The 19,832-nt window shown below is 36.7% G+C and carries 19 protein-coding genes; all 19 read right to left on the minus strand.

Annotation, left to right across the window (positions count from 1 at the left end; all coding sequences use genetic code 11):
• Positions 1–115: 115 nt before the first annotated feature.
• Positions 116–1,240 carry a zinc-binding dehydrogenase gene (locus BMZ04_RS04590; protein WP_093265999.1) on the minus strand — a complete coding sequence of 375 codons (1,125 nt, stop codon included), beginning with the start codon at positions 1,238–1,240 and terminating at the stop codon, positions 116–118.
• Positions 1,241–1,343: 103 nt separating this feature from the next.
• Positions 1,344–2,108, minus strand: coding sequence for an SDR family NAD(P)-dependent oxidoreductase (locus BMZ04_RS04595; protein ID WP_093266002.1), 765 nt, complete (start codon positions 2,106–2,108; stop codon positions 1,344–1,346).
• Positions 2,109–2,366: 258 nt separating this feature from the next.
• Positions 2,367–2,783 (minus strand): cupin domain-containing protein, encoded by a 417-nt coding sequence (locus BMZ04_RS04600; protein ID WP_093266005.1) that lies wholly within the window; start codon positions 2,781–2,783, stop codon positions 2,367–2,369.
• Positions 2,784–2,985: 202 nt separating this feature from the next.
• Positions 2,986–3,870: an NAD(P)-dependent oxidoreductase gene (locus BMZ04_RS04605; protein ID WP_093266006.1), complete on the minus strand. Its 885-nt coding sequence runs from the start codon at positions 3,868–3,870 to the stop codon at positions 2,986–2,988.
• 198 nt (positions 3,871–4,068) lie between these two features.
• Positions 4,069–5,358 (minus strand): TRAP transporter large permease, encoded by a 1,290-nt coding sequence (locus BMZ04_RS04610; RefSeq protein ID WP_093266009.1) that lies wholly within the window; start codon positions 5,356–5,358, stop codon positions 4,069–4,071.
• Between the two features lie 14 nt (positions 5,359–5,372).
• Positions 5,373–5,894, minus strand: a complete 522-nt coding sequence (locus BMZ04_RS04615) for a TRAP transporter small permease (RefSeq protein ID WP_093266011.1) — start codon at positions 5,892–5,894, stop codon at positions 5,373–5,375.
• Between the two features lie 97 nt (positions 5,895–5,991).
• Entirely contained in the window at positions 5,992–7,071 is a 1,080-nt protein-coding gene (dctP, locus tag BMZ04_RS04620; protein WP_177184326.1) for a TRAP transporter substrate-binding protein, read from the minus strand.
• A gap of 321 nt (positions 7,072–7,392) precedes the next feature.
• The gene (locus tag BMZ04_RS04625) at positions 7,393–7,773 is read right to left on the minus strand and encodes a MaoC/PaaZ C-terminal domain-containing protein (RefSeq protein WP_093266017.1); all 381 of its coding nucleotides are present in this window, start codon (positions 7,771–7,773) and stop codon (positions 7,393–7,395) included.
• A gap of 11 nt (positions 7,774–7,784) precedes the next feature.
• Positions 7,785–8,192 (minus strand): FAS1-like dehydratase domain-containing protein, encoded by a 408-nt coding sequence (locus tag BMZ04_RS04630; RefSeq protein ID WP_093266020.1) that lies wholly within the window; start codon positions 8,190–8,192, stop codon positions 7,785–7,787.
• Positions 8,193–9,762: 1,570 nt separating this feature from the next.
• Positions 9,763–10,881: a Nif3-like dinuclear metal center hexameric protein gene (locus BMZ04_RS04635; protein WP_093266023.1), complete on the minus strand. Its 1,119-nt coding sequence runs from the start codon at positions 10,879–10,881 to the stop codon at positions 9,763–9,765.
• 3 nt (positions 10,882–10,884) lie between these two features.
• Complete coding sequence (locus tag BMZ04_RS04640; protein ID WP_093266026.1) at positions 10,885–11,577, minus strand: tRNA (adenine(22)-N(1))-methyltransferase; 693 nt, start codon at positions 11,575–11,577, stop codon at positions 10,885–10,887.
• Positions 11,578–11,668: 91 nt separating this feature from the next.
• On the minus strand, positions 11,669–12,043 hold the full coding sequence (cccA, locus tag BMZ04_RS04645; RefSeq protein ID WP_093266028.1) for a cytochrome c550: 375 nt from the start codon (positions 12,041–12,043) through the stop codon (positions 11,669–11,671).
• A gap of 135 nt (positions 12,044–12,178) precedes the next feature.
• Complete coding sequence (locus tag BMZ04_RS04650; RefSeq protein WP_093266031.1) at positions 12,179–13,318, minus strand: acyl-CoA dehydrogenase family protein; 1,140 nt, start codon at positions 13,316–13,318, stop codon at positions 12,179–12,181.
• A 319-nt stretch (positions 13,319–13,637) separates the two neighbouring features.
• Positions 13,638–14,975: a gluconate:H+ symporter gene (locus tag BMZ04_RS04655; RefSeq protein WP_093266033.1), complete on the minus strand. Its 1,338-nt coding sequence runs from the start codon at positions 14,973–14,975 to the stop codon at positions 13,638–13,640.
• Between the two features lie 78 nt (positions 14,976–15,053).
• On the minus strand, positions 15,054–16,070 hold the full coding sequence (locus BMZ04_RS04660) for a LacI family DNA-binding transcriptional regulator (RefSeq protein WP_093266035.1): 1,017 nt from the start codon (positions 16,068–16,070) through the stop codon (positions 15,054–15,056).
• 5 nt (positions 16,071–16,075) lie between these two features.
• Entirely contained in the window at positions 16,076–16,912 is an 837-nt protein-coding gene (locus BMZ04_RS04665) for an SDR family oxidoreductase (protein ID WP_093266038.1), read from the minus strand.
• Positions 16,912–17,985: a mannonate dehydratase gene (gene uxuA, locus BMZ04_RS04670; RefSeq protein WP_093266040.1), complete on the minus strand. Its 1,074-nt coding sequence runs from the start codon at positions 17,983–17,985 to the stop codon at positions 16,912–16,914. The genes BMZ04_RS04665 and uxuA overlap by 1 nt, the downstream gene beginning before the upstream one ends.
• A 16-nt stretch (positions 17,986–18,001) precedes the next feature.
• Positions 18,002–18,622 (minus strand): bifunctional 2-keto-4-hydroxyglutarate aldolase/2-keto-3-deoxy-6-phosphogluconate aldolase, encoded by a 621-nt coding sequence (locus BMZ04_RS04675; protein ID WP_093266043.1) that lies wholly within the window; start codon positions 18,620–18,622, stop codon positions 18,002–18,004.
• 52 nt (positions 18,623–18,674) lie between these two features.
• Positions 18,675–19,631: a sugar kinase gene (locus BMZ04_RS04680; protein ID WP_093266046.1), complete on the minus strand. Its 957-nt coding sequence runs from the start codon at positions 19,629–19,631 to the stop codon at positions 18,675–18,677.
• Positions 19,632–19,832 lie beyond the last annotated feature (201 nt).

Consider the following 19,832-nt stretch of genomic DNA (forward strand, 5'->3'; position numbering starts at 1 on the left):
ACCAATACGTAATCACCTTGAAAATACTATATAAAACAATTGAACTGAAGACGCCGTTATGTCATTTAGGAGAACAAGCATATTCAAGACATAAAAATTCACCTCATACAACAAGTTATATCCTCTCTGGACGTCCCGTGTTGTCAATCACGGGCTTGATATCCTTTCCTAATCTCATGTTTTCAAGTGCCTCATTTATCTCCTCCAAATGATATTTACTAGTTACAATTTCAGCAAATGGATATTTATTTCTGTTTCTTTTAATAAATTGAAGGCCTTTATGAAAATGATTAATTGTAGCTGATATACTACCAATAATTGTAATACACTTATCAACGATAAGACTCGGTACTAAACTAGTTGCCGTTGAGGAGGTCATTCCCAAAATAAGATATCTTCCACTTTTTTGTATTATATCTATCCCCTCGCTAAATGCCGGCGCATAACCGCTGCATTCAATAACAACCTCGGGTCCTCTCCCATTGGTAAGTTCCAGTATTTGTGCTTTTCGATCTGCAGGATCCTTGACATCATCAATATTTATGACGTGATCAGCACCCCACTTTTTCGCTAACTCCAACCTATCCTCTGGACCTCCAACAACAATAACCTTCCCAGCATTGCTTTCACGAGCTACCACCGTAGCGTAAAGACCAAGCGGACCCGACCCCTGAATGACAACGTTTTCCCCAAAGCCGATTGATCCCAATCTTTCATATCCCGCAACAACACACCTAAAAGCACAGGCAACACCAATTGTTTCTTCATTTGTTAGCTCTTGAGGAATCTTTATAACTTTTGTAGAGGGAGTAATGTACACATGCTCAGCAAAACCCCCTCTGAGAGCAAGAGGATGAAGAAATCCATAAGACTCTCTATTTGAACACAATACCGGCTCATTAGCTATTTGACACCAGTAACATTGCCCACAACTTATTTGTTCCCACATAATTCGGTCACCTATTTGGAGTGCTTCTCCGTTTATGTCCGTATCACGCCCTTCTCCCAACTCTACAATTTTCCCTATGATCTCGTGACCTTGTATAATAGGCAGAGGAGAATCATTTCCGACGCCTAACTCCCCTAACTGCAGATGCACGTCAGATCCACAAATTCCAGCCATCTCCACCCGAACCAAAATGGCCCGCGCCTTCATTTCTGGAATAGGAACTTCAAGAAATTGAATAGGTTTTCCGAATTCCTCTAAAACCGATACCTTACTTAACTTTGCATTCTCCATTAATTATTTGCCCCTTTGTTTCGATTTATATTAAATTGGACCTTTCATATCTAGCGATTAGAGTTTTAGGGAAATACTACTAAAAACAAAATATTCAGTCATTTTACGCCATATACGCTCCATCTACCGGTAAATTTACCCCACTTATATAAGTAGATTCATCTGATGCAAGAAAAAGAGCTGCCTTTGCAATATCATCAGGACGGGCAAATCGTCCTAATGGAATTCGTTCTAAAAGAAATTGTTTGTTTTTCTCGGGATCATCATCTTTCGACCTTGCCAAAAATTGGGCCATCATCGGAGTCTCCGCTAGCGAAGGACAAATCCCATTCACACGGATCTTTTCTTTTGCCAAATTAACTGCCAGAGATCGAACTAGGTTAACTACAGCACCTTTTCCTGTCGAATAAACGACACTAGTTGGGGATGCTTTAAGTCCCCCAACTGAAGATGTGAAGATAATGGATCCTGTACCTGCTTTTCTAATGCTTTTGAGAGCGTATTGGGTGGTAAAAAATCCACTTTTAAGATTAAGTCCCATGGCAAAATCATATTCTTCTTCCGTTACATTCTCAAAACCATTTGGACCAGGAGTTCCGACATGGTTCCACAAAACGTCTATCTTGCCATATTGTAGATCTATTCTATCAATAACTTCTTTTATTGCATCTAGCTCTATTAAATCTATTTTATAAAATTGTGCCTCACCACCGCTTTGTTTTATTTCTTCAACTACCAATTCTCCTTGTTCCTGATTAACATCTAAAATAACAACTTTTGCCCCCTCTTTTGCAAAAAGATTTGCACCTGCTCGTCCCATTCCTGAGGCAGCTGCAGAAATTACTGCTACTTTTCCTGCTAATTTCATAATGTCATCTCCCTTTTTTATAAACAAGCGGAACACGGTCCTGCTAGTTTCACTGGTATATTTTTCCGAATCCGAGAGAAAATTTCACTCACAAATAAATCTTTGCTCACTTTCCAGTGTAACTTCATTGATAATTAAGGAACCTGAATGACCGTCTTACCTACAAGTCATTCAGCTTTTCCTTAAAACGAATTTCCTCAAGCTCGCTGTGAAAAAACTAGATTAAACTTTCTGTGACACTGTAAGATAAAGTTCATGTTATTTTAAATTGTTATATTCTTGATCTGTCACGGGTTCCAACCATTCGGCGGCGCCTTTTTGAGGATTAGTACTTATTGCGATATGTGAGAACCAGCTATCCGGTGTAGCACCGTGCCAATGTTTTATATCCGGAAGAATCTTTACAACATCCCCTTCATGAATCACCTGTACCGGTTTGTCTTCTTCCTGATAATATCCCTTACCACCGATACAAAGCAGAATCTGGCCACCTGGATGCTTATGCCAGTTATTTCTCGCGCCAGGTTCAAAAGTCACATTGCTAATCGGGCAATTAAAAGTACTTTCATTATTTACTAGCCTTTGTAGCCATGCTACTCCTATAAAATTGCTACTTTCAATTTCTTCGCCTTTTGGAAAAATAACGCTCTCATTTAAAATATTTGATTTTAACATATTCTATTTTTCTCCCTTCGTACAGTTCTTCTCTACGGCTTGGTCTATTTCGGCTTATCAAATAACGATATTTGCTAACCACCATCAATAGTAAACAGCTTCATTTTATTATGACGACAGTCCTAATTGACTGGATTTACCGTTTTTATCAAGCAAAGCAATTACTCTCTATTTTTTTACTTTTAACGCTATCTCATCATCCTCATTTTTTCACAGGTTCAACCTCTCTTACCAAATTGATAATACTAGATATGTCTTTTTTTCCGTAACCACGAAGCTGTGCAATTCTAAACCATTGTTGAACTAGTGTGGCGGAGAAATTAGCGATTCCCTTATCCTTACATAACTGTATTACTAATTCTAAATCCTTTAGCGTTAAATCAACTGTAAATCCAGGTTCAATATCATTATTTTTAATCTTCGGCATTTTTGCTGTAAGAATCCGATTCGATCCGTTACTTGTTGATATAACGTCATAAAAAGTCTCAAAAGGTATATTTAGATGATCAGCCATCAAAATCGCTTCTGCGGTAATAAACATCTGACTGCTACCCATGAAATTATTAATTAATTTGATTGCAGAACCGCCACCTCTTTGACCTATATAATAAATGTTAGACGACATTGCCTGCAAATATGGAAGAATGCCTTCCACCTCTTCTTCCGTTCCACCCACCATCAAGGAAAGTGTGCCTTCGGCGGCTCTTGGCACACCTCCACTTATTGGAATATCAATGTAGGTAATCCCTTTATTCTTGGCAAATAAAGCCATTTCCTTACTTGTCGAAGGATCTATAGTACTTAGATCAATAATATATTGGTTAGGTTTTCCAAAAGTCACCAGGCCATTTTCTCCGGTTACAATTTCCTTAACCTCCTTTGGCCCAGGTAGCGATAGAAAAATAATGTCAGATTGCTCTGCCATTTCAGCAACATTTCTCGCTACTGTTACACCTTCCGTGACAAAATCTTGACATTGTTTTTCACTAATATCCCATACTTGTAATGAAGCACTTTCTTTTAAAATATTTTTGGCCATTGGTGAACCCATATTACCCAATCCTATAAAACCTACTTTGAAATCCATTATTTACGTCTCCTCCTTTTTATGTTTGATGTCATTTTATATTCAGTTTTAAAACCACTTTCATCAAAACTTCATGTAGGCGTATCACTAAGATGGCGGTTTTCCGTCCGGCTTATGACGGTATGGTCTCTCAAGCCCCGAAGCCGATAAAAAGGGATTCTTTATATCAACATATTAACCTGTTTTCTTGAAAATCTTTTACCCCATCAAATTAGGTAGCCAAGTAGCAATGGAAGGTAATAGAATTAAGATTAGCAGTATAATAAGCTCGGCTACGACAAACCTGGGCACTCCCTTAAATCCCTCTGAAGTATTGACCTTGGCGGCTCCCGAAGCAACAAAGACATTCAACCCTACGGGAGGTGTTATCAAACCGATTTCTGCCGTTTTGACTACAATAATCCCAAACCAAATCGGATCAAACCCAAATGTCATCATCAAAGGAAATGTAAAAGGAAGTGTTAATATAAGAATAGCCGTCTGATCCATAAACAAACCTAATACAAGGTATAGAATCACTACAATTGCGAGCACTAACCATTTAGACATACCAGATTCAACAATGATATTAATTAAATCCTGGGTTATTTGAGTAGAAATTAAGTAATAACCAAAAAACATGGCACCAATGATAATCGTCATGATCATGGCAGTCGATCTAAGCGTATTTTTCAATGCATTTTGAGTATCCTTAAATTTCAACCTGCGTAGGGATAATGCAATGACAAAGGTTGCAAATGCTCCCAATGCACCTGCTTCCGTGGCAGTAACAATTCCTCCATAAATACCTCCAATTACCGCGGTCATAAGGATTATTACTGGCCAAATTAGCTTAAGTGACAATAATCTTTCTTTCATTGGTGCTTTTTCTGCCCTTGATGGTGCGACTTCGGGTTTTTGCTTTACCCAAATAAGAATGGTAACGATATAACCTACTACCGTAACAAGGCCCGGAATAATTCCAGCAATGAGTAGTGGCCCAATGGGAGTCTCTGTCAAAATACCATAAAGAATAAGGGCGATGCTTGGAGGTATCATAACAGCAAGAGTTCCTGCTACGCTAACTACCCCCATTGAAAAATGCGTCTTGTACCCATACTTTTTCATTTCTGGTACGGCTGAAGTAGCAAGAGTAGCTGCGGAAGCTGTACTTGAACCGCTCACTGCCGCAAGTCCCGCACCAGCAAGGATGGTAGCGATACCTAGCCCTCCTGGTAAATGTCCAAGCCATTTATTCGACGCGGAAAAAAGATCTTTTGTCATATTACTAGCCGTCAATAATTCAGCCATGAAAATAAACATTGGCACGGTTGTAAATAAAAAAACAGCTGCATTTTCATATGGTGCTGTTTGCGCAATACCTAAAAATAAATCTAATCCTCCTATAATAAGCAAGCCAACAGCTCCCGATATAGCCATAGAAAAAGCAACCGGCATCCCTGTAATTAAAAAAACGAATAATAATATCAACGGAATTGCAACTGTCATTTATATCCCCTCCATTAGTTCATCTCTTCATTGTCTATAATAATTTCTTTATTAAATCCCAATAGGTTTTGGATAGATATTAATACTAAACGTAAAGTAAACATGTAAGCTCCAATCGGAACCCAAATCCATGATAGCCATATTGGCCACGGAATGAGTCCAGCTTCAACACTCTTGGTAACATAATATTCTATAGTTACATGCATGCTTAGATAAGCTATTGCGAACATTAGAGTAGCTGCTAATAAGGGGTAAATAATATCTAAAACTTTTACTAATGTCCTAGGTAAATATCGAATAAACATATCAATTCTAATATGACCGCCCATTTTCATTACATAGCTTATACTGAGAAATACAACAATCACCATTAAATATTTTTCGGAAAAATAAAAAGCTCCGATAATTGCATGGTTAAAAATATATCTCATCGCGGCATCTGCTGTTGTGAGTATCATCATGATGAATACAGCAATTTGCGCTATCAAAAAAAACACAGAATCAATTTTGTCAACTATATCTGTTACTTTTTTCATTTGAACACTCCTCGTGATAGTTTATTGAGTGAAGAATGGAGCCATTGATCAATTAAACACCAATAGCCCCAACTTAATATGAATATAACTTTTGATATTAATGATCAATTTTTTTACTAAATTCCTCATTATACTGTATAAACTTTTCGAGAATTTCTGTTCCAGGCAATCCTTTACTGTCTAAGTCTTCTGCCCACTTTTTATTAAAGGGTTGCATTTCTTTATTCCATTCTTGTAATTCATCCTCTGGTATCTCAAAAAACTCAACATCCGTTTCTTCTTGATATTGTCTTATTAACTTTTCTTCTTCTCCCATAATTCCATTTGCGAACTGTTCAATAATTTCATCGCTTGCTTGTTGCACTGCATCTTGTATTTCTTTTGGCCAACTGTTCCAAATATCCTCATTTACTGAATAGGTCAAAGCAACTGTAGGTAGAGTTGCGTTAACAGTTGAATATTTTGCGATTGTTTCCAATTGGTAAACAGGCCAACTAGAAAATGATATGACCGTCCCGTCAACTATGCCCCGCTCCCAAGCTGAGTACAACTCATTTCCAGGCACTGATATAGGAGTTGCGCCCCATTTGTTCATCATTTCTTCCTGTAAGCCATCTGCAGTTCTAATCTTTAGTCCCTTCAAATCTTCGAGAGATGTAATAGGATGCTTCGAGTTTACAATTTGGTATGGACTCAAAGTTCCAGCCCATAAAGGCTTAATTCCATTCGGTTTAAACTCAATCTCATATAAATCCTCTTGTACAATTTTATTGTAAGCCTTCGAAGCACTTAAAGAGTCTTTTATAATACCAGGATTTCCACTAACAGCACTCACCGGCATAACGCTTGCATTCCACTGTGGAGCAATGAAAGAAATATCTACTACTTTATTTTTCAAGTTATCTAACTGGCTGCCTACTTTTCCTAATTGTTCTGCGGGATAATACTCTACTTCAATTTTACCTTCCCCTAGTTCTTCAATTCTTTCGATCCACGGTAGAGTACCGTGGATCGAAATCAAGTGTGTCTTAGGTAAATGATCGGCAATTTTGATAACGAATTTCTCACCATTTTTAGCCTCTACTTGATTCTTCTCCTGATTACCACAGGCAACAAGCCCGAAAGCTAGCACAGACAGAAACAAAAACATTAACCATTTTTTTTGAATTAATCTCACAAGACTTTTCCCCCTTTTGCGATTTTCATAATCGACCGAATAAAAATCATACTTTGAAATCTTATCAAATACTCCTAACATTCATATCAATTTAGTAATCCGTATAGAAAAGTTATATGAAATTATTAAAACTAGGATATATTAATTAATAGACATTATATCTAGGTGATTAATTAAATTTATAATCAATCATATACAGTTACTTCTACAGGTCTGTGAAAGTTTCGCTATGTCTCCACTAGTAAATTTTTACAATCTTATTACCCCCAATACTCGTAATGAAAGTGCTTACAATTCTTAAAATGAAAGTTGGTAAATAAATTACTTTCTAACCTCAAAAATTCCTTTAACCTTTACTTCTCCACCTTCGTTAACAGCTTCTGCTTCACATACCCAACAGCCGTCTTTATCATCAATCACTTTACCCCTTACAGTAATTTTCTCGCCCGGTTTTGTAATCGCTTTAAATCGAACAGAAAACTTCGCAAGATCATCCACAGATACCCATTCACCGATTGCCTGGCCGATAAATCCCATAATCAACATACCGTGAGCGATTACTCCACCTAATCCTGCTTCTTCTGCAAATGGGACGACAGTGTGAAGTGGATTAAAATCTCCAGATGCTCCTGCATATCTAACAAGCTGTGTATGAGTTATTTCTTCCTTTTGTATTGGATCAAATTGATATCCGACGTTCATTTTTTCCCCTCCTAATGTCTTTCTACAATGGTTGAACGTGATCTTAATACAAGTTGACCTGTCCCATTAAAATATTCCTTCTTAAGAATGATAAAATTCATTGTAGACTTTGTGTAAGCATCTTCTACTATTGAATGAACTGTAATGGTATCACCAGGTTTGATCTTTCCAATATACTCGTATTCCTGTTCACCGTGCAAAACCTTCTGCTTGTCTAGTCCTAGTGAATACCAGGCTAAGTAGCCTCCACCCCAGTATTCGATAACAGTAGGGAAAGTTGGTAAAATCTTCTCTCCATTTACATATTCCTCTCTTAGATCCCCAATAGCTTCGGCGTACTCTCTGATTTTTCCTGTTTCTACTCTAAAGGTAAATGTATCTAATTCTTTTCCAATCAATTCTTGTAACGATTTATTCAACTGCTTCACTCCTCATTTAAAATGATAGATATTCGCATTCTATTTTTTAGAAAAGCTTTTCTTTGTTTTCACATCTTTTCTTTTAACCAGTTCATATATTGCTGCATTAATGTTTTCTCAATGTATAGTTGAGAAGGATTCCAAATTACTTCGCCTTCTATTTCTGATTTCACAAACATCTTTCCTTTCTTGTTTAAATTAAAAAGGAACACTGTACTGTTTTAATAATAAGTATTATATGAATATATGTCAATTCAAAATTTTCTAAATAATAAAAATATTAAATTGATTATTTTGATTTTTGACCGCAATATTTATAAAGTTAAAAATAACTCTACCCAATAATAGTTATTATCCTCAACACAAATAGAGCGAAACTCACCAACATTTAGACGTTTTTTTAGAAACAAAAACGAAACAGAGCTGCTTTTCTAATATAACCCACACGTGCAAAACTTCCCAATGGATATCGGTTAAAATATATTCGGTCTCGTAAAAAACTGCATCATTGGAGTCTCTGTAAGCCCTGGTCAAATCGCATTCACTCGAATCTTGTGCTATGACAAATAAACTGCTAGGGAACGAAATCGGTTAACTTTTCAGGAATGGGACGAGCAGGAGCAAACCTATTAGCAAAAAAATGATGCTAAGGTTAGTAAAAAATCGTCTTTTTAGATTAAGTCCCATGGCAAAGTCAAAGTCTCTTTACATTACATTTACTACATCACCAGCATCAGGCATTCCAACATATGGTTCAACAAAATGTCTATCTTACAATATTGCTGATTTATTCTGTCAATAACTTGTTTTAGGGCATCTAAATCTAATAAATCTGTTTTGTAAAATTGTGCTTCCTCACCATTTTGTTTTATTTTTCAACCACTATTTCTCCTCGTTCTTGGTTAATATCTAAAATAACAACTTTAGCAACAGCTAGATAGAAAGCGCTTTCAATCGTGTGTTACAGAAAATAAAAATCTCTTTTTTGTGAGCTTCTTATTTTTTTATTGTCATCTCATTTTATAATTCAATAAAAAAGAACACTGTTCTATTTTAATTAATGTATGAAACTAGATCAACAATAATTCTCTGTAAATATTAATTTTTCAGATATTCAGCTAAGTCCCACCAAGTAGGTAAAAATAGAATTACAATAAATAGGATAATAAGGTCAGCTATTATAACCTGGTAACCCCTTTGAATGCCTCTGCTGTACTGACCCCTGCTACTCTCGAAGCTATAAAGACATATTGCTACAGGAGGCCACTGAAAAACTTACGTTTATAATTTGAAATCGTATTTAAATTCAAAATGCGACATTTCGTTCAATTTTGAACGAAATGTCGCATTTTTTCTTTAGTAATTTTCACTATGATTCCTCTATAAAATCGAGGGAAAGCTCTCCAGTTTTTGTCTACATTGGATTGAATTAGATATCTTCAATATGCCTATATAGAACCGGTGTAGACGCCTTTAAGTGGTAGCCGAAGCGTGTATGATAGGGTTACTTGTTCTAGTCTAGAATGGTGAACTTTTCTATGACCTCCCTTGTTGGAAGCTGCTTTCTATTTTAAATTAGTTGAAATGGTTCTGTAGAAAGCTTGGATGGAATGAATGTACATGCTAGTTTCTTTTCGATACATGCTGTATTCATATAATCTGCGACACCTGTTTTCATAATAGACTCTACATGATGACCTGGATCAATTACCGCCAAATCTATTGCTTCGGCATCTTGCGCCACATGAAAGTACATGTCTCCTGTAATAAATACATCTGCTCCTGCTCGTTTCGCTGTTTGGATGTATTTATTGCCATCCCCACCAAGTACTGCAACCTTTTGAACAGGTTTATCCAACTCTCCAACTACGCGTACAAACGGAACTTGTAATTGTTCTTTCACAGTTTGTGCATATTCGGAAAGCGTAACTGGATTTGCCAATGTCCCAATTCTTCCAAGCCCCTTTTCATTCACTTCTACGTCCATAAGTAGAAGGTCATAGGCAGGCTCTTCATAAGGATGCGACGTAAGCAAAGCTTTTAGTACACGATTTTTAATAGATATAGGAAACACTACTTCTACTTTATCTTCCGCCACAACAGTTAGCACATTTGCATTACCAATATAAGGATCTGCACATGCTGACGGCTTAAAACGTCCTTCACCTTGTGAAGTAAAGCTGCAATTAGTGTAATCGCCAATTTGACCAGCTCCCGCGTTTGCTAAAGCTGTTCTCACTTGTTCTGTCGATTCTTTAGGCGTAAATACCGCTAGCTTCATCAACTTTTCAGCAGTTGTTTGCTCCAATATTTCTACATTTTCTAACTTCAATGCATTTGCTAATAAATCGTTGACTCCGCCAGTTGCTATATCGAGATTCGTATGTGCAGCATATACCGCAATATTATGCTTAATTAATTGTTCTACAAGTTTTCCTTGTGGTAAATCGGTCCTCATATTTTTCAACCCACGAAATATTGGAGGATGATGCGCAATTATTAACTCACAGCCTAGTTCTAAGGCTTCTTGTACAACTTTTTGGTTTACATCCAGTGTAACAAGTACTTTAGAAACCGGCTTATTTAGTGTACCTACTTGAAGTCCAATCGAATCACCTTCGACGGCTAGTGATTTGGGTGCCCATTGTTCAAAAAGAGAGATGATCTGTTGACCATTTGGTTGTTTCATTTTCTATAACGACTCCTTCACTAAAGCGATTTTTCTTTCAAGCTCTTCTTTCTTTTGTTGTACATCTTTGGACTCCACAGTTTTATTTAGTTGGTCCATGATTCGTTGCCATTCACTTAGTTCATTAGACCATTTTTTTTGAAAAACAGATGACTTTTCTTTCATCAAAAAAGGACCAACTAGTAATTCTGCCTCGGTTAGTTCCATTAGACCTTTTTGAAGGACAACAACTTCATAAATTTTATCATGCTCTTCTAGTATTGTTTCGTTTACGATTTTCCAATTTTCTTTCATTGCCCATTCACGAATTGCTTTTGCGTGAATATTTGGCTGTAAAATTAATGTTTCAATCGTATCGAGTTTATCTTTTCCAGCTTCTAAAATGGAGGCAATAAGGGGACCACCCATACCGGCTATTGTAATTGTTTGGACATTATCCGTCTTTTCAATTACTTCTAAACCATTTCCAAAACGCACATCTATTTGCTTTTCTAGCCCTTCGCTTCTCACTTGCTTTAGCGCAGATTCAAATGGTCCTTTCACTACTTCACCTGCAATTCCTTGTGTAATAATACCTGTATGCACTAAATAACAAGGCAAATAAGCATGATCACTTCCGATATCCGCCAAAATAGTATTTTTTTCTACAAAGGAAGCGACTGTTTTAAGTCTTTCCGATAAATTTTTTGCATTCATATTGTAAACACCTCTTCTACATCTCATTATAACAAAAAGTAAAAAAGACCTCGATTCATTTATAGAATCGAAGGTCTTGTTGAAAATGATACTATTCTAAAGATTTAACCCAAGCAGCCATAGCATCAATATTTTCAGCTGGTACTAAACCACCTGGCATTGCACCTTTACCATTAGCTAAAACGTCTTTGATTTCATCTTCTGAAAGAGCAGTCCCTACTAATGCTGGGAATGAGCCTTGTCCTTCATATGTGTTACCGTGACATGAAATACATTTACCTTGTGCAAATGCTTCAGGATCAAACGAACCTGCCGTTGCTTCACCTTCAGCTGCACCGCCTTCAGCAGCTTCTTCAGTTGCAGCAATTTCTTCTTTATTGCTTACGCCTTCCATGGATAAGAAGAAAATTAAACCAATTCCAAATGCCATAATTAATATAAATGGAATAATTGGATTCTTTTTCATCATTTACCCTCCCTCTTGTTATGTACTTTTCTAAATAGAATTAGTCAACACTAATATTGTACTGCATTCTAACGGAAACGAAAAGTCCTAAGGAGGAAGTTTTATTTCTTTGTGACAATTTAGACATAATTTGGACTAGCAACCAATATGTCTTGCAATTACCATACGTTGCACTTCAGAAGTACCTTCTCCAATTTCAAGAAGTTTCGCATCTCTCATGAAACGTTCTACTTCATATTCCTTCATGTAGCCATAACCGCCATGAATTTGAATTGCTTGATCTGCCACTTCCATCGCAATTTCTGATGCATACAGTTTGCACATAGAAGCTTCTTTTCCAAATGCTCGTCCTTGGTCTTTCAGCCATGCCGCTTTATACACCATCGTTCGAGCTAATTCGATTTTCATCGCCATATCTGCTAACTTAAATTGTGTTACTTGAAATTCAGAAAGCGTTTTTCCAAATTGTTTACGTTCTTTTGAATAGCGTAATGCGCGGTCAAATGCAGCTTGCGCAATTCCAACTGCCATTGCTCCTATACCAATTCGCCCACCATCAAGTGTCACTAAAAATTGTCTAAACCCATTCCCACGTTTCCCAAGCAAGTTTTCTTGTGGTACTCGAACATTTTCAATTACTAATTCCGTCGTATTAGAAGCATTTAGACCCATTTTCTCGTAATTGTCGATGACTTTAAACCCTTCCGCATCAGTTGGTACAATAATCGCTGATATTTCTTTTTTCCCATCCTTTACATCCGTTATAGCCGTTAAAGCTAGATGTTTCGCATAGCTAGCATTTGTAATAAATGACTTATTACCATTAATAACAAAGTCGCTACCATCTTCTTTTGCAGTGGTTTGGGTTCCTCCTGCATCCGATCCAGCGTTAGGTTCTGTTAGCCCGAATGCTCCGAATGATTCTCCCGTACAAATTGGTACTAAATATTTTTGTTTCTGTTCTTCTGTTCCAAACAAGTTTAGAGGAGCTCCACCAAGTGAAATATGCGCAGAGTAAGTAATGCCAGTTGAAGCACATGCTCGACTCAGTTCCTCTGTTACAATAGCAAAACTTATAGTATCTGATCCTGCTCCGCCATACTCTTCTGCAAACGGTAAGCCCATCATCCCCATGTCGGCTAGCTGTTTAAAGATTTCTTTTGGAAACTCTTTTGTCTTGTCTCGCTCAATTGCACCTGGTGCGACTACTTCATTCGCAAATTCATGAATCGTCTTGCGAATCATTGCTTGTTCTTGTGTCAAATCAAAGTTCATTTCTGCCATCCCCTTTGTAAATATTAAACCCTTACTATTTCATTATACTGAAAATAAAAACTTTTTGGAGTTTAATATAAAAAAAGAATATATATTTAATAATCTCTTTTCAAACAGCGAGATTCGCTATTTGAAAATCAAAACCTCATTTGCTTTAAACAGCATTGGCGCTATATCCAAACTAATAATTAATTTTTGCTAGATGCTGGGGATACTTTCTTAATTTTTTTTAAGGAAGGGAGGACAAAATGATCGCACAATAATCAAAAAAGCTGTCTTAAAATCCAGATTCACGGACTTAAAGACAGCTTTTATTTCATTAGATAAATAAACTAAGGATTAATACAACTCCAAGACCAACAATTGATGTCGTGAATAATAGAAGGCCCCAAGTTTTAAACGTATCTTTAATAGATAAATTAAAATACTCTTTGAACAGCCAGAACGAAGCATCATTTACATGGGTAATCGTATTACTTCCTGCAGCTGTAGCTAATACCATTAATACAGGGTTCACATCAAATGTATGAATGAGAGGTCCAACGATTCCAGCTGCGGTAATTGCCGAAACAACGCCTGTCCCTGTTGCGATACGTATCATTGCAGTGATCACCCAAGCCATAATTAATGGGGATACACTCGTATTCTCCATCATTCCTGCAATGAAATCTCCAATTCCTGTATCTAAAATAATTTGTTTAAACGCGCCACCTGCACCAACGATAAAAACAATCATCGCTATGCCTTCGATTGCACCAGAAAATGACGACATTATTTCTGGCATCGTACGACCTCTACGTAATCCAAATACATAAATAGCGATTAATACGGCTAAGATCATACTAATTTCTGCACTACCAAAGAAGTTAATTATTTGAGAGAACTTTGATGTCTCATCAATAAAAAGATTTAATACGGTAGCACTTGTAATAATGATTGCAGGTAATAGTGGAACTACTAAACTAATTCCAAAACTAGGCATTTCATCATCAGCAAACTCTTTCGATTTTTTTAATAGTGGTGGTACAGGACGATCTAAATTACGTAACAATCTAGGTAAAATAATTCCCGCTGCAATTACTGACGGGATGACCACAACCAAGCCCAATATATAAACCATACCCATATCCGCACCATAAGCCTCTACAAGTGCAGTTGGCCCAGGTTGTGGTGGGAAAATACTATGCGCCATTGTAGCGGCTGCAACCATCGTAATTCCTAAACGCAAATATGGAATTTTAGCTTCAATTGCAATACTAATCACAAGTGGAGCAAGAATGATAAAAGCTACTTCATAAAATACTGAAACACCGAAAATAGAACCAACAATTAAGATAGCCCATTCAACGTTTTTCACTCCGAATTTGTTCAATAATGTTGAAGCTACACGTTGAGCAGCTCCAGAATCGACCATTAATTTACCGAGGACAGCACCCATTCCGATTATAATGGCTAAACTTCCGAGCGTGCCACCAAAACCTGTTTTGATAGATACGATAACTGCATCTAAAGTTAAACCGTTCAATATACCAACGAGTATTGCAACAATTAAAAGAGCAAGTACACTATTTAGCTTTACAACTATATTCAAATATAATAATAATGCTACCCCTAGAAATACCCAAATTAATGGCAAGTATTCTAAAATCCAATCCATATTCATTTCCTCCCAAATCCAACCTTTTTTATTGTAATATTTCAATTTTCTTTAACACAGCATATTCGTACAAATATTTTATCTATCGAATGAACAAGATTCTCTTTCATTCAAAGTAGCAGCTAAACGATAAACAGTTGTTTCGTTAGTACTAGGTTCATTTCTGATTTGATTTAACAGCAAGTTAACTGCTATATTCGCCATTTCGACAGCAGGTTGTGAAATTGTCGTAATCTTAGGTGTAAAAAAACTTGCAAATGATACATCATCAATACCAACAAGCGCTATATCATTTGGAATAATTAAATTCTGCTTTTTTATGTATTTCAATACTTCAATCAAAACTCTGTCATTCGCAGCTAAAATAGCCTGAGGAGCTAGATCAAGTTTAAATAACTCGTCTAGCACCCCTTCTATATTTTCTAGCTCCGATGTTTTAATGTATTCTGGGTCAATCGGTAAACCATGCTGTTCAAGTGCTATTTTGTACCCTTCAATCCTTTCTACACGCGGACTAATATTTCTTATAATCGAAGTGGTGACGATTGCTATACGCGTGTAACCGCTTTCCACAAAACAATCAACCGCTAGTTTGGATGCTTGATGATTGTCCAACATTACTGAAGGGATTTCTGTAGTTTCGATTGTTCTATCCATAAATACAATTGGAAAATGTTGTTTTTTCATTTGCTTATACAAATCAAGATTTCCCCCAGTCGGGAATATAATAATGCCGTCGACTTGTTTCGCCATTAACATCTCGATATAGTTTCTTTCTTTATCGGGTTCATCGTCTGCATTACATACGATAATATGAAACCCATGTTCATGAAAATTATTTTCAATCGCCCGAATAATTTGCGTTGAAAAGGAGTGCAGAATGTTAGCAACGATTACTCCAACTGTAAAAGTAGATTTCTGTTTTAAACTTCGAGCTACAATATTTGGTCGATAATTTAACGCTTCAATCGATTCTTTAATTCTTTTACGCGTAGTTTCGCTCATATATTCGTAACGTTTGTTTAAATACTGCGATACTGTACTTTTAGATACTTTTGCGTGAGCTGCAACATCAGCAATAGTTGAGGTTTTCATGTGACCTAGACCCCCGAATAAGCCATGAAACCGCCGTCCACTGCTAGCGTCGTTCCCGTAACAAATGAGGAATATGATTCATCTACTAGAAAAAGTAAAGCACCTAGTAAATCATTAGGTTCCCCAAACTTTTTCATTGGAGTGGCTTCGATAATCTTTTTAGAACGTGCCGTATAATTTCCTTCTCCGTCTACCAGTAGATCCTTATTCTGAGTTGTAAGGAAAAAACCTGGAGCAATTGAATTTACTCTTAAACCCGTCTCAGCAAAATGTACAGCCATCCACATAGTAAAATTATTGATAGAAGCCTTTGCTGCACTATAGGCTGGTATTTTCGTTAGAGGCGCATAAGAACTCATGGATGAAATATTAACAATGGCAGGAGCATCTGCTTTTAATAATTCTTTCCCGAATACCTGACTTGGTAAGAAGGTTCCTGTAAAATTTAATGAAAATACATTAGAAAATCCATTTTCGTCTAATTCAAAAAATGATTTCCCTTCTGTGTTATCATCATATTTTTCCGGACCAGTAATTGCGTCCGAGTGATTTCCTCCAGCTCCGTTAATTAGAATGTCAATACGACCGAATTGCTGTAAGATTGTTTCTTTTGCATGTTCGAGAGATTCTCTATTAAGGACATCCGTCTCTATTGCAATAGCAGTCCCTCCAGCCATTGCAATTTCAGAAGCTACTTTTTCACCTTTTACTGCTGTTCTGTTCAAAATTGCTACTTTAACTCCTTGTCGTGCAAGTTCACGAGCCATTTGAGAACATAAAACGCCGCTTCCACCAGTAATAACAGCAACACGATCTTTTAAATTTTCATGAATAGGAATCATTATTCGATATCCCCCTTCTTCATCTCAAAAGCATCCCATAATCCGTTTAAGTACATAATGCCTAATGCACGGTCATACAAACCATAACCTGGTCGGCAAACTTCTCCCCAAATATGACGACCGTGGTCTGGTCTTACGTATCCATCATAATTTTGCTTATTGAGCTCTTGCACGACACCTTTTATATCTATAGAACCATCACTTGTGAAATGAGATGTCTCTACAAAATCGCCATTTTCATAAACTTTTACATTTCGAATATGGGAGAACGGTGAACGTGAAGCATACTTTCTAGCAACTTGAACCATATCATTTTCAGGATTTGCACCCATTGAACCTGTACACATAGTGAAACCGTTTGCAGGTGAATCTGAAATTTCGATTAGTTTTTCATAGCTTGCTTCTCCTGTAATTATTCTTGGTAATCCAAAAATAGAATATGGCGGATCATCTGGATGTATCGCCATTTTAATACCTACAGATTCGGCAACTGGCAAAATCTCGTTTAAGAAGTAAGCTAAGTTATCCCATAGCTTTGCTTCATCCACTTCCTTATAAGCTTCGAATAATTCAGAAATTCGGGCCATTTTTTCTGGTTCCCATCCTGGTAAAGTTAATTCGGATGCTTCGCTAACTGTTTTTACAAGTTCTTGTGGATCTAAATTTTCCACTTTCGATTTTTCAAAAAACAAAGCAGTAAAACCATCTTCTAACGGATGGAACATTTCTGTACGTGTCCAGTCAAAAATTGGCATGAAATTATAACAAATTACTTTAACACCAAATTCGGAAAGGTTACGAATCGTTTCTTTATAGTTTTCGATATATTGATCCCGTTCACTATTTCCTAATTTGATCGCCTCATGTACATTGACGCTTTCTACTACATCCACATGAAAACCGAATGATTCGATATATTCAACTTCGGATTTTATCTCTTCTCGTTCCCATACTTCTCCAACAGGTTTTTGATGAAGCGCCCATACTATTCCTTTTGTACCTGGAATTTGTTTTACTTGTTCGAGTGTTACTGTGTCATTGCCTCTTCCATACCAACGAAAAGTAATATTCATCGTACTACCTCTCCTTTCAATTTAAACTAGCTTCCATATAATTTTTGCTAGCTTCTACAACAGCATCATAGCCGCCTGTTTTATAAGCTTTGTTTAAATCACTACCTACACCAATTGCGACAGCACCGGCATCAAGCCATTCCTTCATATTGCCTGCGTTTATCCCACCTGTTGGCATAATCTCTACATGTGGAAGTGGACCCTTGACAGACTTAATGAAGGAAGGACTGAAGTTATTCGCTGGGAAAAGTTTCAAAATATCGCATCCCGCTTCTAACGCTTTCACCATCTCTAGGATTGTCATGCAACCAGGTAAATAAGGAATGCCATATCTATTACAAACAGTAGCAACTTCTGCGCTGAAATGTGGACTAACGATAAATTTTGCACCATGTAAAATTGCATGTCTTGCCGTTTCAGGATCAAGCACCGTACCAGCACCTAATAATGCGTCGATATCATGCAGTTCACTAAATGCTTTCTCCAATTGTGGCGTTGTATACGTTAATTCAATTGCACGAATACCACCTTCTACAGCTGCCTTTGTCAGTTGTACTGCCTCTTCATAGCTATTACCTCTAATTACTGCTACTACTTTTGTTTCTGTTAGTTGTGCAAGAATTGAGTGTTTGGACATATAACTTTCCTCCTTAAATCGAAGCAATGAATATTATTCATTTTGAATTATTTCATCTCTCGATAACTTTTTCATTGCGAATAAAAGATAATACCTCGTCGAGTTCAGGAAGTCCTTCATTATCACCTGAAACTGTTGTAACAAGTGCCCCTACTCCATTAGCGAACTGTAAGCTTTCAAGTGGAGTATAATTATGTAGATAAGAATAAACATAACCAGCGTCAAATCCATCACCTGCACCAACTGTATCAATTGGCTGTACTTTAAATGCTTCTTTTTTAAACCATTCGCCATTTATGAATACTTTCGCACCGTTTCCACCATCTTTGATGACCAAATGAGTGATATTAAATTTTACTGCAAATGCCTCTAACGATTCTTCGGAAGAATCTCCATGTATCAACTCAATTTCATCTCTTCCAGTTAGTAAAATATCAACATAAGGGAAAACTTTCATATATGCAGCAATTGCTTCTTCCATCGTCCAAAGCTTCAACCGAATATTTGGATCAAAAGAAACAGGAATATTTTTTTCCTTTGCAAGCTTCAATACTTGTATAGTAATGTCTAGATTTTTCGGGTCAATCGCTAAAAATACGCCAGTTAGATGAACAATATCAACACCTTCTAATATTGCTTCTGTGATATCACTTGGTTCCATTGTTAAAATGGGAGATTGATATCGATAGTAGAATGTTTTTCCAGAACCGTCTTCCCGAATTTCTTTGAAATTTAAAGAACTAGGATAACCATCCACTAGCTTCACTTCTGAAACATCTATTCCTTCACCACGTGCAAAATTATAAATTACTCGACCGAATTCATCTCCACCTAAACGGCTCATCCACTTCGACCTTAGTCCTAAGCGTGCACAACCGATCGCAAAGTTCAATTCAGCACCTCCCACTTTTCGTGAGAAGCTTGGAACATATCTCAGAGGCCCAGTATCGGATGGATTAAATGTAATCAAAGCATCCCCTAGTGTAAAAACACCAAAATTTGAAACCAAAATCATATACTCCTTTCACATGAATAGGACTTTTTCTACTTTTTTATCAACTAAATTAGTTATCAATGTATTTACTATTTGTTTATAAACCGGTTTAGTAAATCGGTTTATATAGATTATAAGCTGAAAGGGTTTTCAATTTCAACTTAAATTTAAAATAGTTAGTTATTTTTTTAGAAAATGATATTTTTTACTCAGAAA

It is taken from the genome of Psychrobacillus sp. OK032 (assembly GCF_900111345.1).
Classification (GTDB): domain Bacteria; phylum Bacillota; class Bacilli; order Bacillales_A; family Planococcaceae; genus Psychrobacillus.

Bases quoted from the DNA above. Each gene is read 5' to 3' on its own strand.
- BMZ04_RS04590 (WP_093265999.1), bottom strand. From the start codon at position 1,240: ATGGAGAATGCAAAGTTAAGTAAGGTATCGGTTTTAGAGGAATTCGGA.
- BMZ04_RS04595 (WP_093266002.1), bottom strand. From the start codon at position 2,108: ATGAAATTAGCAGGAAAAGTAGCAGTAATTTCTGCAGCTGCCTCAGGA.
- BMZ04_RS04600 (WP_093266005.1), bottom strand. From the start codon at position 2,783: ATGTTAAAATCAAATATTTTAAATGAGAGCGTTATTTTTCCAAAAGGC.
- BMZ04_RS04605 (WP_093266006.1), bottom strand. From the start codon at position 3,870: ATGGATTTCAAAGTAGGTTTTATAGGATTGGGTAATATGGGTTCACCA.
- BMZ04_RS04610 (WP_093266009.1), bottom strand. From the start codon at position 5,358: ATGACAGTTGCAATTCCGTTGATATTATTATTCGTTTTTTTAATTACA.
- BMZ04_RS04615 (WP_093266011.1), bottom strand. From the start codon at position 5,894: ATGAAAAAAGTAACAGATATAGTTGACAAAATTGATTCTGTGTTTTTT.
- BMZ04_RS04625 (WP_093266017.1), bottom strand. From the start codon at position 7,773: ATGAACGTCGGATATCAATTTGATCCAATACAAAAGGAAGAAATAACT.
- BMZ04_RS04635 (WP_093266023.1), bottom strand. From the start codon at position 10,881: ATGAAACAACCAAATGGTCAACAGATCATCTCTCTTTTTGAACAATGG.
- BMZ04_RS04640 (WP_093266026.1), bottom strand. From the start codon at position 11,577: ATGAATGCAAAAAATTTATCGGAAAGACTTAAAACAGTCGCTTCCTTT.
- cccA (WP_093266028.1), bottom strand. From the start codon at position 12,043: ATGAAAAAGAATCCAATTATTCCATTTATATTAATTATGGCATTTGGA.
- BMZ04_RS04650 (WP_093266031.1), bottom strand. From the start codon at position 13,318: ATGAACTTTGATTTGACACAAGAACAAGCAATGATTCGCAAGACGATT.
- BMZ04_RS04655 (WP_093266033.1), bottom strand. From the start codon at position 14,975: ATGGATTGGATTTTAGAATACTTGCCATTAATTTGGGTATTTCTAGGG.
- BMZ04_RS04660 (WP_093266035.1), bottom strand. From the start codon at position 16,070: ATGAAAACCTCAACTATTGCTGATGTTGCAGCTCACGCAAAAGTATCT.
- BMZ04_RS04665 (WP_093266038.1), bottom strand. From the start codon at position 16,912: ATGATTCCTATTCATGAAAATTTAAAAGATCGTGTTGCTGTTATTACT.
- uxuA (WP_093266040.1), bottom strand. From the start codon at position 17,985: ATGAATATTACTTTTCGTTGGTATGGAAGAGGCAATGACACAGTAACA.
- BMZ04_RS04675 (WP_093266043.1), bottom strand. From the start codon at position 18,622: ATGTCCAAACACTCAATTCTTGCACAACTAACAGAAACAAAAGTAGTA.